At 41.0% G+C, this 16,127-nt stretch carries 8 protein-coding genes; 7 read left to right on the top strand and 1 reads right to left on the bottom strand.

Annotated elements, in window-relative coordinates:
* Positions 1-63: 63 nt before the first annotated feature.
* From K2X50_07505 to K2X50_07490, 4 genes are read left to right on the top strand one after another with little or no spacing between them, the layout of a single operon-like run.
* Positions 64-4,614: a hypothetical protein gene (locus tag K2X50_07505; protein ID MBX9587091.1), complete on the top strand. Its 4,551-nt coding sequence runs from the start codon at positions 64-66 to the stop codon at positions 4,612-4,614.
* 50 nt (positions 4,615-4,664) lie between these two features.
* Positions 4,665-7,367: a hypothetical protein gene (locus tag K2X50_07500; protein ID MBX9587090.1), complete on the top strand. Its 2,703-nt coding sequence runs from the start codon at positions 4,665-4,667 to the stop codon at positions 7,365-7,367.
* 12 nt (positions 7,368-7,379) lie between these two features.
* Positions 7,380-9,779, top strand: a complete 2,400-nt coding sequence (locus K2X50_07495) for a hypothetical protein (protein ID MBX9587089.1) — start codon at positions 7,380-7,382, stop codon at positions 9,777-9,779.
* 12 nt (positions 9,780-9,791) lie between these two features.
* Positions 9,792-12,701 carry a hypothetical protein gene (locus K2X50_07490; protein ID MBX9587088.1) on the top strand — a complete coding sequence of 970 codons (2,910 nt, stop codon included), beginning with the start codon at positions 9,792-9,794 and terminating at the stop codon, positions 12,699-12,701.
* Between the two features lie 45 nt (positions 12,702-12,746).
* Here the strand turns inward: K2X50_07490 and K2X50_07485 are convergent, their stop codons facing one another.
* A complete protein-coding gene (locus tag K2X50_07485) occupies positions 12,747-13,487 on the bottom strand; it encodes a cytochrome c (protein ID MBX9587087.1) in 741 nt (246 codons plus the stop codon).
* Positions 13,488-13,639: 152 nt separating this feature from the next.
* Here K2X50_07485 and rimK point away from each other — a divergent pair, with 152 nt between their 5' ends.
* The 3 genes from rimK to K2X50_07470 are packed head-to-tail and all read left to right on the top strand — an operon-like array spanning position 13,640 to position 16,104.
* Positions 13,640-14,545, top strand: a complete 906-nt coding sequence (gene rimK, locus K2X50_07480) for a 30S ribosomal protein S6--L-glutamate ligase (protein ID MBX9587086.1) — start codon at positions 13,640-13,642, stop codon at positions 14,543-14,545.
* A 2-nt stretch (positions 14,546-14,547) separates the two neighbouring features.
* Positions 14,548-15,600 carry a succinylglutamate desuccinylase/aspartoacylase family protein gene (locus tag K2X50_07475; protein ID MBX9587085.1) on the top strand — a complete coding sequence of 351 codons (1,053 nt, stop codon included), beginning with the start codon at positions 14,548-14,550 and terminating at the stop codon, positions 15,598-15,600.
* A gap of 9 nt (positions 15,601-15,609) precedes the next feature.
* The gene (locus tag K2X50_07470) at positions 15,610-16,104 is read left to right on the top strand and encodes a RimK/LysX family protein (protein ID MBX9587084.1); all 495 of its coding nucleotides are present in this window, start codon (positions 15,610-15,612) and stop codon (positions 16,102-16,104) included.
* Positions 16,105-16,127 lie beyond the last annotated feature (23 nt).

Genomic DNA, 16,127 nt, shown 5'->3' with positions numbered 1-16,127 from the left:
TTCGAAGTATAGTGTTCAAATGAATTATTGCGAAGTCAATTTTTTATATAAAAGGAATTATATATGAAAAAAGGTTTACTCAGGTTGCGTCCGAATAGAACAGGCAGTTCAGCAGGAGTCGCTGATCAAGGAACCAGCTCACCTCCGGAGTCACCTAAAAATGGCGCACCCGAATCTCCTCGATCTGATTCCAATAATTCAAACCCAATCAATGATATAAAATTAAAACTAGATGAACTTAGCTTAAAGGGAAAAATAATATTAAATTTAAGTTTTCAATTTCTGTACTATGTCTTAGATGATACACAAGATCTCCCTGTTCCGACCATTCAAGAATTCCGCGCGAGAAAAGAACCTTTCAGAGAATATCTCAAAACTAGAAAAGGCCGATTGCTCCTCGCCTTAGTCACCACACCTTCTTTTTGCACACTCTTTGACGATGAACACGCGGTAGACGAAAGCAAAGTTAACAAAAGCGCAAAAAAATTAGCCGATGAAGCAATGATTAGACAAAAACTAGATCAAAGACATACTCAAGTGCGAACCAATATTTTTCTTGATGGTATTCACAAGCCTTGCATCCCTGAAGGTCTTTTACAAACAACACCCGGCTGCACAAGCATCAATGATCATTTTTTTTACAACGACCCTCGAGGCTCTCATGTTGTATCAGGAATCCATTCACCATTCCGAGCCAATGAATCTGTTGTAAATAATTTTGTCAAAATATCGGCGCTACTGGTAGAAATAGCAAAAACAATTTTGGCCTGTAACGAAGTAAGACACTTAGCACAAGAAAATGATAAAATCTTTGCCTCTAAGGATAGTGTGGAGCAAATCCTACTTCTCATGGAATCTTTTACACAACTGTGTACCGAAGCCGATAAATGCCGTACAGAATTATCCAAGATATTAGCTGCTCGAGTTAGAGGACATAAAGATAAGAAAGTAAATGAAATTCCTGAAGACACTCCATGGAAAAAAAATATGGCACAAATTTTTTCAGGCGAGCGCAATAAAAATAAACAATTAAGCACCACTTCATCAGAATGTCTAGCGATCATCAAAACAGCAGAAAGCCTTCTAAAAACTGTAGAAACAAAAACTCCGAGAAAAAAATTATCAGCAGGCCCCAGGGAAAAATTTGTTAAAGCAACTGCACAATTAAATGAACACATTGCACAATTTCTACACCCTCGACCACCAGCGCCCTCTTACTCACCCCCTATGTTACAAAATACTCATGAGGCTCAAGGCGCCTCTCTCTCAAAATCTAACGGAAGCGGATCTCCAAGAGACCCACAGGAATTAGAACGAGAACTAGCATCAAAGGAAAAGAGAACACTATTTGGAAAATTGAGATCAATGAGCGAGAAAAGATTAACTAAAAAACCATTAACCAGTGATAAAGATCTAGAAAAAGATGCCGCTGAATCTACAGCGACAACACTCGCAGAAACTGACGCTCCAAAATCTCAAGACCCTCAAACGACAGCGCAGAAACAAGGTCAATTTGCCAAAGGACGATCAGTCAGTGTAAAAAATATAAGCGCTCGGCCCTTTCGCCAAGAGGTTGAGAGCGATACGACAGGAACTCCATACGCAACTATTACCCTAGGACGATCTCGAACCGGCAGCATGCTTAGCCAAAAAATCGACACAGGCACTGCTTCACCGGGCTCTACATCACCAAGAGATGATGCGGACGCACCAAAAGTCGATCAACGTTCAATTAAAACAAAAGACATGAAACAACTTTGGGCAAGCAGAGAAAGTTCAGGTGGAGGCAAGGATTCCCCCTTTCTGGCTAGGAATAGCGGGACAATATCTCCTCGATCAAACGTTACTACAAGCAATCCGGGTAAAGTGGGCTCACCTGAAACCTCGCCCAGAACAGCCTCAATAATCGCACCTCAAAGCCCCACATCAGCAAAAAAAGAAAGCCCAAGAGTCGTCAGATCGGGCACAGCTAATTCCACTACCGCCACCCCAGCCTCACCACCTCAACAAAGAGGAACTCCTACACCTGCACCAAGAAGCACAGCTCCAACTTCTCAAGCAGACAAACCTGGAAGCCAAACAGCAGGTTTGAAGTCTGAACAACCAAACTCAATGCCAACAAGCTCTAGTACAACCGCTTCACCCCCTCAACAAAGAGGAACTCCTACACCTGCACCTAGAAGTACAGCTCCAACTTCTCAAGCAAACCCAAAAGAAAGCTCAAAGCCCGAATCCACTCCAACTTCTCCGTCATTGACCAGACCTAGACCTCCTACTAATTCTCCACCCCCACCTCCAAGTCAGCAGGGCAAGCAAGAGGAAAAACCACCGGAAGATAAAAAAGAGCCCACTAAAACTGTACAGACCTCAACATCTCCCCGCGTTGGAAATCAAGAGGGTGAAAAACAGGAAAAACCTGCAGATAAACAACCTGCAGCAACAGTTGTTGTAACTACTGCAGCCGCCCAAGTCAGTGGTGATGTCAATAAGCTATCTGACCCCAAAGCGCCATCATCAAACACCGAAGAAAAACCTAAGCAAGGCGCAGCACCTGCCAAAATTGATCCCCCCAATTCTCCTAAAAAAACAGAACTTACAGACTCAAGTGCAATATCCCCAAGATCAGCAAACCCTGGTCCGTCAGATACCGGCGGCGTAGATAAGAACTCCATTAAAAAACAAGATATGATGACCCTGTGGGCTCAAAAAACAGGCGGCACCTCACCGACGCCAAGCAGAAAGAATGAAACTACTGACTCTAGCAAAACTTCTGCCCCACCCCAAGCTCAAGAACCGCCACCAAGAGAACCTACAAAACCAGCAGAAGAATCCAAAACTAAACCTGAGATCGCTGCAAATAATTCTGCGCTACCAACTTCAGAACTGGCACCACCTCCATCGGATAAAGAGGAGGCTGGAAAGAATCCTAAAGAGCCAACCTCACCAAAAGCTACAACAGCATCCAATGGACGACAAAGAGCCGGCACTGGCCCAGAAAAAACGAGCGTTATCAAAAAACCCGCGGTACCAACTCCTGTTCGCCCTGGGGCAACACCAGATCCCGCAGTACTCTCAAGACTCTCAGCAGCAAAAAAAGCAAATTCTTCTGGCTCACCCCCAACCTCCCCCCGAGCAGAAGAGCCTAGTACACAAGATACAAAAATTGAGAAACAACCCGATGAAGCACTATCAGCAAAATCACTTACGGTCTCAAGCTCAATGCCAACCCCTCACACATCAAGTAGTCTTCAAGCGCAAAAAGGATCAGACCAGAGCGTAAAACTAGAAAAAGAGACTCCTCCAAAGCCAGGTGACAATAAAAATGAAAGAACTAATTCTCAGATATCAAATGACAGTGAGAATGGAGCAATAAGTTCAGCGAAAGAACTTGATGAGAAAGATCAAAGAATAAATAGCGGCTCTCTCGCACAACAAACTAGTAGACCTGCCACAATTGCCGACAAGGACGCCCTAACTGACTCTAAAAAAAGTCCACCACATTCTGTTATTGTTCAACCAATTTCCAAAGATCAACCAGACTCACAGGAAAACACTACACCCGCACACACACCAGTCTCTGGATTAACATCACAAAGTCCTGGAGCAACCACCAAACAATCTAATGACAGTTTGCATGTTGTAACAGGACGCGAGAAAGAGGCTCTTCGAGAAAAATTTCTTGGTGGAGGACCGGGAGCTATAGGAAGAGTTGCAAAAAAAACGACCTTCACAGCAATAGGACCTAACGTAAGTGGAAGAAGGCAAAAACAGCCACAAAAAGTGCAAAGCCTAGAAGAAGTAATTCAAGAAGCAGAACAATTATCAGCTGCTGATGCAATACCAACAACCGGAACAATGTCAGCACCTGGAAAAACACCGAAAAAAACACCAATAGAATTTTTCCAGAAATTCACAGGCACTCCTGACAAACCTGGAAAACTGCATACGAATGAAAACATCCAGGAAATCCTGACCGCTCTAGAGGACAACAGAGAGCATGAAATTGTTTTATTACAAAATAATGACATCGGTGCTTATGGAGCTTTGAAGTTGTACACAGAATTATCACAACAGAAAAAACTTAAAATCCTCTGCATGTCAAACAACACAAGACTCTTTCACGCACTCAATGATATAGAATCAAAAGGCATGGATAATACCTATGCCAGCGTGTTTGCTTTCCGTGATTTTTTAGCCACACACCCCACACTTGAACACTTGAAAATTGATGAGTGCGGGCTTGGCCCATTCGGCGCCTCTATTCTTGCAAACGGATTGAAGAGCAACAAATCATTGCTCTCACTTGATCTTCGTTTTAATGACCTTACAAACAATGGCCTTGGTTTTATTTGCGAAGCACTCATGTACCATCCTACAATTGAATCAGTACTGATATCAGCGAATCGACTCACTGAAGAGGCAGGCGAGGTTCTTCTCGAATTATTACGAACAAACAATTGCATTATCAACTTAGATTTTTTTGAAGATGCAGATTCCTTTGACCCGTCTCGAGAAAAAATTGAAAATTATTTTTCAACAAAATTAACTGATAACCTAAAAGTGGCCATTAAAGAAAACCAGCAAAAAGCTCGGGCATCACCAGAAAATAAATAAATTTATTTTCCGTGAGAATCTTAATCTATGTTTAGTAAATGGGGTTAAACGTGAGTAGAGTAAAGTTTAAAGAAACAACTAAAACCTCTGAAAACGAGACTAAACTCGCCATTATTTGCGAGTGTTTTACTACGACCATTAATGATACCTTGGGGACATTGAAAACCCGCCCAAAACTCCAGGAAAAAGACTTTTTATTGGAAACCTGGACACGACGACAATTAGAAGGTCATTTAAGAAACGTTCTTAATCAGCAAATTCAGTCTATTTGCATCCTGGTTAATAGTCGAATAAATCAAAATATAGACTCCAACCATCCTTTGCACTTGATGTTATTCGAATATCTACACTGGCTCGCCCTGAAACTTTCTGGCGCAACTCGAACTGAAGAGAGTATAGCCTCCGTAAATAAGAGAATTGAATATATTAATGCTCTAATGAAATCAGCGTTATTGTCCGGCGAAGATGCCAATGATCAAGAAATTCGAATGCTTCTTAACAATTTAAAAAAATACTTAAGAAAAATTATTCCAAAACTCAAGCCTGAAACACCTACAACTCAACTACATTCACATCTGGAAAGCCTAGTTACGCACGGAAAATTCATCATTGATAACGGAATCCGCTTTTTACACACTCTTTTTTCGAATACAGAATTACACCTCTTCCCAGGCGTTGCAAAACTTCAAGCGAATGATCCGTTCATAGCAGTAATTACAAATACAAAAAGCGGTCAATTACTGAAAGCACTCTTAATCGCACCTCAACTTAGCGAACTTTTCAAAGAAAAGGAAACATCGTCACCCACCACTTCACCACGCTCACCAAGACTAACAGTGGGTCTGCATAGAAAAAATAGTCTAAAACAAATACAAATAAATAATCCATTCATTACGAGTGATAATCGACTTTGTATTCCAAGAGCTCTATTAAATGGAAGCAATCAAGCTCAAACTTCACTCATCGAATTCTTTCACTGCGAAGAGTTGGCACAAGAGTGTGCAGGCATTCACTCACCTTTTCTCAACAAACCCAACATCATCGGAACCTTCGTTAAAATGCATGCTTTACTTTATGAAACAACAAGAGTTCTTCATTCTTGTAAAGAGGCGATGGATCTTGCTGAAGAAGATTTTAAACTTTTAGATTTTCATGTTTGTAACACTCTGATTATTGGGTTGATGAAAAAACTCAACGATTTACACGGCGCACTTCAAACGTGCAAACTGAAATTAATTGATTGCACAACACAAACATGGGAGATACTCAGCAAAGCAGGCGCAACAACGGATCCTAACACTACACTCTGGATAAAAAACATTGCTTCAATAAGTAATATCACGAGCGAATTCGATTCAGCCTGGAAAAGATGCTGCGAAGAAACTAAAGAAATTTCAGCCATTGCCACCACAATACCTATAGAAGGGCGAAAAAAAACAACGGCTCAAAAAGTTGTTCAATACGAGCAAGCCGTAGAATTACTCAACCAAGAGATAGATACTTTCTTAACAAACTTGCCTAAATCACCTGAAACATCTCCACAATCTAGCCCTCGAGGCACTGGCCCAAAAAGCCCAACAACCTCAAGACAATCGAGCCCTACACTCTCCAAAAACACCAGCGCTCAAACAAAAAGCACGAAAAATAGATTTCAAGAAATAACGGATAGCGTAGCTGCAAGACGAGGCGATAGAAAAACCAAAATCAAGCCTTCAACTTTTGTAATACCTGAACCTGGAGTTACGCCTGTAGTAGCTTATTCTCCAACTCCCTCAAGAGATCTTAGACCCCCACCGCCGCAACAGTCACCAGCATTACTTCCAAGGCCCGAATCACCCCCTCAAATTCCACAATTTGCATTAGGCTCACCAGTCGTTGAAAGAAGAAGAACTGCCAGCTCAACCTCTGTGACTTTAGTAGCACAAGAGCAAATCGGCATACAATCACTAACTTTAGTCCAAGCCACTCACTCACCCAGCCCAGAAAGAAAACTCACATCCGCACAAATTCATTCAATATCGGAAACTAACGATGATTCAGCCCAAAGGACATCACAATCTCCTGAATCAGAGAAACTGAAAGTAGCCCACTGCTTAAGCCTCTTCGGAATAAAAAAAGTACTTGATCAAGACATACCTGAACTGTTACGTCAAATTAGACCAGATACCGAAAGAATCGACTTAAATCTAAAACAAATCACAGGCACTGTCTTAGTACCGCTGTGTGAATCTTTAATAAAACACAAATCTATTAGGCAAATAAATCTTTCATGCAATCCAACTTTATTCAACGAAATTTCATCATCGAAATCACCAAATTCACACCCTTATCCTGCAGCTTTAGCTCTTAAAGAATTACTTGAAGCAACCACATCGCTTAAAGACCTTTGGCTGAGCGATTGCAGACCCCTATCAACAACATGCGCCGGGTTAATTGCTAACGGCCTCCGTGACAATCAATCACTCGAATTTTTAGATATTGGTGATAATAATCTCTCTGACGAAGGCGCTATAATGATTTTCGAAGCTATATATCGACATCCAACATTCCGTTATTTAGCTATTGACGGAAATCAATTAACAGAGGAAGCCGGTAAAGAACTGCTGAATCTTGTAAAAAGCAATACTAAAATCACTTATGTTAAATTCGACGGGAACAAAATTTCAGATTCACTCGCCGAAGAAATCAAGGCACAAGCCTACGCCAATTTACTGGCACAAGAATCCTCATTAAAAATGAATGTAACTAATTAGGGGGCTAGCTATATGTGGGAATATCTCAAAAGGGAATGGTGGAAATCTAAAGAGTATTCTGCTGTTGAATTGAATATGATGAATGAAATTTATCGCTGTTTTAGAGAAAGCCAATGCGGTAAAAACGAGCCTCCCGAATTGAAAATGGGCAATAATAAAATGCCAGAACATGAAATTTCTGGCCAAGATCTTTTAGCCAGTGTTTGGAATGATAAATTAGAAGACGGCTTCTTATCCACCGAAGTACAAGACATGATCAGTGATTGCACTGAATATATGTCGTTGAGAGTAGATGCCAATGTTGGTAATCCAAATGACCCCACGAATCTAACCTGCTATGAGCTACTAATATGGATGACACGTGACTTATCCGGCGCAAAATGCAATGAAGCAACACTGAACATCGTCGATAATCGTATTCAATATCTCATTAAGTTAGGAGACGCAAAAATCTTTAAAAATGAAAAAACTCGACGCACAATGCTTAGTGTGATTACCGCTGTTCGAACAACATTACAGCATAAAATCAGACCCATAATAAACAGAGAAATTGAGAACTCTTGTGTTCGAGACTACTTAACTGAATTAAAAAAGCTTGGTAAGCGGGTTTCAGATTACGGATTTCAATTCCTTTACTTTGCTCTAAGAGACACCATTAAACCTTCGCCAGCAGACATCTGTTTGCTACCAGATGAAATCACTGAATCAAGAAGCGGCCTACTTCTGCAGTGTCTGGTTAAAACAGCATCCTATTGTCACATATTTGACACCAAAGACCCATCAGCAACAGAGCTTACGAGCATCGAAGACAAGCCTCAATCCGAAAATACTACGACTCTCGTCAATCCATTTATTGACCAAAAAAATCAATTATGCATACCGCAATCTCTTTTCGAAGACGTCAAACACACAGCCGGGCTATATGATTATTTAAATGGGAAATCACGAAGCACTGTTAAAAAAACTGGGATAGTTGAAGCATTTAGAACGGATGAAAAATTGCTCAGTGATTTTATGGAAATGCACGCGTTGTTAATTGAACTCGCTCAGATTTTTTTAGCCTGCGACGAAGCATATAAATCTGCGGGACAGGGCGGCGACCTTTTGGTCTATGGCCAAAGTAATAAACAGATCAATGATTTAATGGAAACCTTAAAAAAACTCTGTACAACCTTGACGCGTTGTCATAATCGCATAAAAATCGCAACCAGCACTCAAGAAGCAATAGAAACCGGCAAGACGGTAGCATCATTACCAAAAGCCACAAGAGCTTGGCTTAAAAATTTAGCCCGTTTACCTTCTATTAATGACCAGCTTGAGAGCGCTTTGTCATCATGCATCGATGAAGCAAACAAAATTCAAACCAGCTCAAATAAAATCACCACAGAAGAACGTCTAGAAATCGCGAAAAAACAAACTCTATATTTTACTGAAACAGCGGAAATATTAAGCAACCATGTTACTCAATTTCTTACGAGACAGCCAATGTTAGAGCTACCCTCAAGTGTTTCTCCAAGATCACGCTCAGCGACCGGATCGCGATTTTTCCCTGAATCCCCCCCCTCAACAAGATCTGCCGTTGAGGCATCAACTTCTACTCAAGAACTCGCCACCATCCCAAGAGGACGAGCATTGACTTTTACGATGGGAGCCAGACCAAGCCCCAATACACCCCATCAAAGCGCAGCTCAAACTCCAGATGTGTCAGATATAAAACCTTCTCAAGACGTTCATAAGCTAGACCTAAGGGGCAGTTCAAAGCGTGTATTTACAGACAACCTTGTCAATTGCGCCGTTCAATTAATAAAATCAAGAACACAGACATTCACCAAAATACAATTAAAGAATAATAAACTTACTTCTAACAGAACCAAAGCGTTATGGAAAGCACTGGCAGAATGTAGCTCTCTCACTAAATTAAATGTGACAAACAATCCTTCGCTATTAAATTTAAGCGACTTTTCTGGAACCCAAATGGAATCGCTCAATGCTTTTTCTGATTTTATTAAAACAACTAAAACTCTTAAGGCTCTTCACATCAATAGCTGCGGAGTAGATGTTAAAAGCGCCGGTTTTATTGCTTCATGTCTCTCTCTCAATAAAACGTTGGAGGTGCTTGATATTGGTGGCAATACATTAAGTGACGCTGGTATCGAGGCAATCTGCGTGGCATTACAAAAAAACAAAATCCTTTACGATCTACGACTCAACTATATTAACATTACTGATCAAGGAGCCAAACACATTCTAGATCTACTAAAAGTATCTACTCAAATTACAGATCTTATGTTGGATGATGAAAAAATCTCTCCAGAAATGAAAAGTAAAATAGGTGAGCAATTATACCATAATCGCCAATTACTATTGGACCAACAAAACCCTTATAAAGTTTCAGGAACCAACCTTCTATAGCGAGGAAATGATATGTTAAAACGTCACGTATTACATCGACCTGAATATACGGAAAATGAAAAAAACAGAATGAGAAGCGTACATCGGTGTTGGCATAACGCGATGCCCGATGAAGGACTACCGGATTTCCTTAAAATGAATGCCGAGTTTACACTATCAACTCATAACATCGATGAAATTCACACACAAAAAGGAACATGGATAGCCGATATTAAAGAACACGGATTACTGCAAACAGAATCTGATGCAATGATTGGGCATTTATGCGCGTATATGGTCATACGATGGAAGAGAAAATTTGGCAAAAATGGCAATACCAATGATCCGTATAACTTAGTTTGCTACCAACTATTAACGTGGCTCACGAATACGCTATCACGTGCGCCTTGCAGTGAAAGCACACTAAAGATGGTTAAAAAGTACTGTGACTACTTGAATAACTTACTCAACTCCGGAGCATTTAAGCCCGGAAGACATAACAAAAAAACCATGCGTAGCACGTTAATTCGTGTAAAAAATATTTTAGCAGGAAGAGTGACTCTTGCCATTAAACGAGAAATTGCCAACACCAGTGCCCGAGAACATCTAGAAACCCTGCAAAATTATAGCAAAATTATTTTAAGCAACGGTTTTCGTTTTTTATATCATATTTTTAATAGCACCGAAAATACACCGCCTCCCAATATCACCCGATTTCGCCGACGAGAATCTGATTATGAACCAATATGTTCTACAAGTATTGGCATGCTACTCACTACGCTCGCCGACACCCCCGAATTTTCATCTTTTTTCCTTGAAGAACATCAGAAGAAAGGAACTTTAGCCGTAAATAGCTATGATACGATTAACAATACAGGTCAAGCTCGCAAACTTTCGCTGAGAGCAACCCAATTATCTTCCAATCCCTTTTTAGACAAGAGTAACAATCCGTGTATTCCTCGTGCTCTGATGCAAAGTCAAAAAATCAGTGACTTCCTAAACCCAACAACAATTCCAAAACAAAATAGCAAAGCAATCAACACAGGTATCTACAAACCCATACAGCTCAATCCTCAACTATTAGAAGCATATATGGAGATGCACACAATACTGATCGAACTCGCAAAAGTATTTATGGGGTGTGACGAAGCAAAAGCCTTAGCAGGTATAGGGGGAGACCTTTTGGTTTATGGTATCAGCAATGATCAAATCAATCGCTTGATGGATACCTTAACTAAACTTTGCACAAGATTATTAGAGTGTCAAAAAACGTTAGTAACAATTTGTGATCAAATCTACGAACCTCTCACGCATGAAAACAAAACTTCAGAAGCCGCGAATATCAACTGGGTAAAAAATTACGAAAAAATAGCTTCACTACAACGTAAACTCGAGCAAGCTACTACTAAAAGCATTAAACAAGCGAGTTTAGTCAAAGAAAAATCCAACATAATACCCAAGGAAGAAAGACTCAAAACCGCACAAAAACAAACTCAATATTTTGCTCGCATTACCGAACAACTTAATCATCAGGTTGATTATTTTTTAAGACGAGAACCAACACCTACGTTACCCAGCAGTCAATCTAATTGGAAAAGCGCTCAGTTAAAACACACCACTCAAAATTCATCGCTTAAAGCTCTTCCTGATTCAGCAAGAGTAGAGGTGCTCGAAGATGAGAGCCCCCAAACTGAAGCTCCCAATGGAAAACAATTAGCAGTGAACTTTAGAACATCGATGTCAAATCTAAGAAATATGTTGCGCAATAAAAAATCAACTGAGAAACAATCTGAAGTTGGGAATTCAGCAGAATCTCAAAATAGTGAAACCTCTTCGACTGAACCAAAACCTCGATTAAGTACAAAACTAAGAACGTCAAGGTCCCACCTACCATCATTTGGCAAACAATCAGGACTACCCGCCACTTCAGATGCCCCAGAAATTTCGCCCGAAGCCACTGACACCGCTGCTCCTGTTGCAGGAACCAGTCCACGCAAACAACAATTAGGTGGTAGCCTGAGAAAATCTTTTACCAAACTGCTTAGATTAGGAAGCTCAGGGGAAGATTCAGCACAGAGCTCAACAGCTAACTCCCTATCAGCATCTCGAGCACGTGCAGCTACAACCACGGGAGGAAAAGTTGAACCCCCCTCTTTTGATCGCTCTGCAATTCGAAAAAAGGAAACAGATACAGCACAACCCTCACCGGTAATATCGCCTAGAAATACACCTATGATTGCAATGCTAGAACCAGCCAAAGAACTTCCATGCAAACGCATAGAGATCTTAGGCGACGCAACCACAGACCAATATGTAGATGACACCTCAATTGGCTGGACACTCGAAATGTTCTTAATGAACGCACCCGAAGCCACGGAGATTCATTTACAAAGAAATAGAATTACAGGGATAGGCGCTGTAAAACTCTGTAAATTATTATCAAAGCACGCTATTTTAGAAAAGCTCAACTGTTCATCGAACAAAACTTTTTTCAGCTGGGTCGCATGTGATGATTTTGATTCAGCTGGATGGGCTGCCGCAAAAAATATATCTAATTTGATAGCAAATCATACCTCACTCAAAGAATTAAATATCAGTGATTGCGGCTTAACTTCTGCAGGATCTCAATGTCTCGCACTAGGACTCGAGAAAAATAAAACACTTGAATTTCTAGATCTGTCCGACAATCCTATTGGAATCGATGGAGCTTTAGAAATCTGCACCGCATTACGGCACCATCCCACTCTTCAATCTCTAATGATTATGGGAATCAAATTAAACGAAAAATGTGGCAACGCTTTCTGTCACTTACTTGAGGAAAATCCTAGAATTACTTTCCTAGCTTTCAATGAAGCCAATAATTTTTCAGATGAAACAACCCAGAGAATTTACGAATTGCTCAACAATAATCGAAGACGGAATAGCACACCCACCATGAAGTAGTGAGACGCATTTTTTGTGATGACTGAATCCTATATAATATTTTATTTATGTTCTAACATCTTGCTTAACGGGTAAATTCTTCATCATCTTGCGATAAACGTGAACCCATTCTGCTGACACTACACCACCTGCGTGTCGGCCAAATTCTTTTTTATCATTGTTGCCCCATGAATTACGCTGATAGGTAATAATGCTGGCAATGACATCATCCGAAATCTCACTAATACCCCAGGTAGGCATCATGGATTTAGAGTGACCATTTAATACAATACTAAGGTGACCGTAAACAGGCCCTGTGACAATTAAACTTCCAATCAATTTTGGCCCTTTTTTACCTTCACCATTGGCACCATGGCAATCCGCACAATAACGTGCGTAATTCATTCGACCCTTTTCTAATGAACCAGCGCTAGGTTTTAGATCTTCAATCTGAACATTAATTTTAGGCGCGGGGCTGGGAACAGGTGTTGGCGGAGGAGTTGCTGCGTTTTCAGGTGCAGGCGAGTCAGTCGCAGGAGCAGAAGCGGGGACAGGAGTCGGGGCAGCGGCAGGGGCTGAAGTTGCGGCAGAGGCGAGGGCTGGGCCAGCTGCAGGGGCACTGACGGACGCTCCTTCTGTAGCAGTTTCATCCGCCGCAATCGCTGAAACAGACATTTGCTGCGTATTGGACGTACCCGTCGAAGCTGCAGACACAGAATCTGAGCTAGAGCTAATTTGAGCCTGAGTCATAAAACTCAACAGCATCATAGCGATTCCTGAAAATAAAACTTGAACATTCCTTCGCATAAACTATCCTCCTGTAGGGGTCGGGTCTCCCGTTGGCTATCTTGAGATGTATTCATCTAAAGATAGCCAACGGGAGACCCGACCCCTATACTAATGGAAAACTCTCAGTATTTGAACTATTATTAACTCAATACTTTAAGGATCGAAAAACTTTGGACATCGCGATTTTATCTCGGAACGAAGACCTCTACTCAACCAGACGACTGCTAGAAGCCGCCGAAGCACGTGGCCATAATGTGTCTGTTATCGATTACGCCCGCTGCTACATGAATATCGCCTCACGTAACCCCAGCATTCATTACAAAGGTAATGAACTCGAACCTTTCGATGCCATTATTCCTCGCATCAGCCCAAAACGCACTTTTTATGGCGCTGCCGTAGTGCGACACTTTGAAACCATGGGAACCTTTAGCATTAATCCCTCAATTGCGATCACACGATCGCGTGATAAGTTACGTTCGCTTCAGTTATTGGCACGCAAAGGCGTCGGACTACCTATTACTGGATTTGCAAATTCACCCAGTGATGTTGACGATCTAATTGAAATGGTGGGCGGAGCTCCCCTCATTATTAAATTAATAGAAGGCACTCAAGGTGTAGGTGTTGTTTTAGCAGAAACATTAAACGCAGCAGAAAGCGTTATTCAAGCATTCATGGGATTAAGCGCAAACATTATTGTTCAAGAATTTATTCATGAAGCCAAAGCATCTGACATTCGCTGCTTTGTCGTAGGCGATAAAGTTGTTGCTGCAATGAAACGTCAAGCAGATTCTGGTGATTTTCGTTCCAACATTCATCGCGGTGGAAGTGCTACCACAATCAAAATTACAAAACACGAACGTGAAACGGCGATTCAAGCGGCTAAAATAATGGGATTAAAAATGGCTGGCGTGGATTTATTACGATCCAAACGCGGGCCTTTAGTCATGGAAGTTAATTCTTCACCTGGATTGCAAGGCATTGAAACAACAACAGGTATCGACATCGCAGATAAGATTATTGAATATATAGAAAAACATTCTAAGCCAATCACTCGACACAGTCGTTATGAAGGTTAGCTATGACATCATCTTCTGACACGATTTTCATTAATGAAATACCCGTCGAATTAGGTGATCGACGAATTATTACGATCGATATGCCTAAATTATACGATTGCACACCCATTACAATGCCTATTCATGTAATCCGCGGAGAAAAACCTGGCCCTGTACTTTGCGTAGTCGCTGCAATTCATGGCGATGAAATTAACGGCATTGAAGTCATTAAACTGCTGTTAAAAAAACCGCAATTAAAATCAATTGTTGGCACACTGATAGCAGTACCTATCGTCAATATTTATGGATTTCTTTATCAAACTCGTTACCTGATGGACCGTCGCGATTTAAATCGTAGTTTTCCCGGGTCGTTTTCGGGCTCTCTGGCTGCTCGTTTAGCACATTTAGTGATGAGCGAAGTCATCACTCAAGCCACTCATATTGTAGATCTACACACAGGTTCTTTACACAGAAGCAATTACCCACAAATTCGAGCAAATCTCACCGATAAAAACACTCAAAAAATAGCGAAAGCTTTTAACTCGCCCGTTATTTTACATTCGGAGGGCCCACAAGGCTCATTACGATTTGCAGCAGAAGAGAAAAACATTCCCATCATTGTTTACGAAGCTGGCGAAGCACTTCGATTTAATGATACGGCTATTAAAATTGGAATTAAAGGCGTATTGAATGTAATGCAAGAATTAAAAATGATTCGTTCAGCTGAAAAAAAACCAAAAAACCATTCGCTCGTTGCTCAAGCCAGCTATTGGGTTCGATCACCACACAGTGGAATCACTCGCCCCTTTAAAACACTTGGAGATATCGTAAAAGAAGGTGAACTCTTGGCAACAATTTCTAATCCCGTTGGCGATGAAGAGTATCATGTGATTGCACCTCACGCAGGAATGATAATTGGAAAAAGCAATATTCCAACCGTACACGATGGTGCAGCATTATTTCATATTGCCACATTCGAAAAACTTAAACACATTGATGATGAAATTATAAACAGACAAATCTCTCTCGATCCGAATTTGGATGCGAGCGAAATGGCACATGGTCAACCACTCTAGGGATGTTATATGTTAGAGGGATCTGAAAAATCAAAAACAAGTACACTTCTGATTGGATGGCACGAATGGTGTTCGCTACCTGACCTCGGCATCCCTGCAATTAAAGCGAAAATTGATACTGGCGCAAGAACATCCGCTTTACATGCCTTCGACATAAAAACCTCTCATTATGAAAATCAAAATCGCGTCCATTTTTCTATTCACCCTGTTCAAGGAAATACGAAAATTGTTATACAATGTCACGCCCCTATTGTTGATGAACGTTACATCATGAGTTCGAGCGGACACAAAGAATTACGCTGTGTTATTTTAACGAAATTAGTTTTGGGTGATATTACTCAAGAAATTCAACTGACATTATCCGACCGAGACCCTTTACGATTTCGCATGCTGCTCGGACGCGAAGCCCTTTCAAAAAATCTGATCATTAATCCTGGACGTTCTCTTTGTTTAGGCAGAGTCACAAAACATGAACTGAGAACGATATATCATTACCCGAAATAACCCTAGATCCGAACTGCGAATCT

This window comes from Gammaproteobacteria bacterium (assembly GCA_019748175.1).
In the GTDB taxonomy this organism is placed as follows: domain Bacteria; phylum Pseudomonadota; class Gammaproteobacteria; order JAIEPX01; family JAIEPX01; genus JAIEPX01.
Note: the sequence above shows the minus strand (reverse complement) of the source record. Positions and strands in the feature narration are given on the sequence as shown.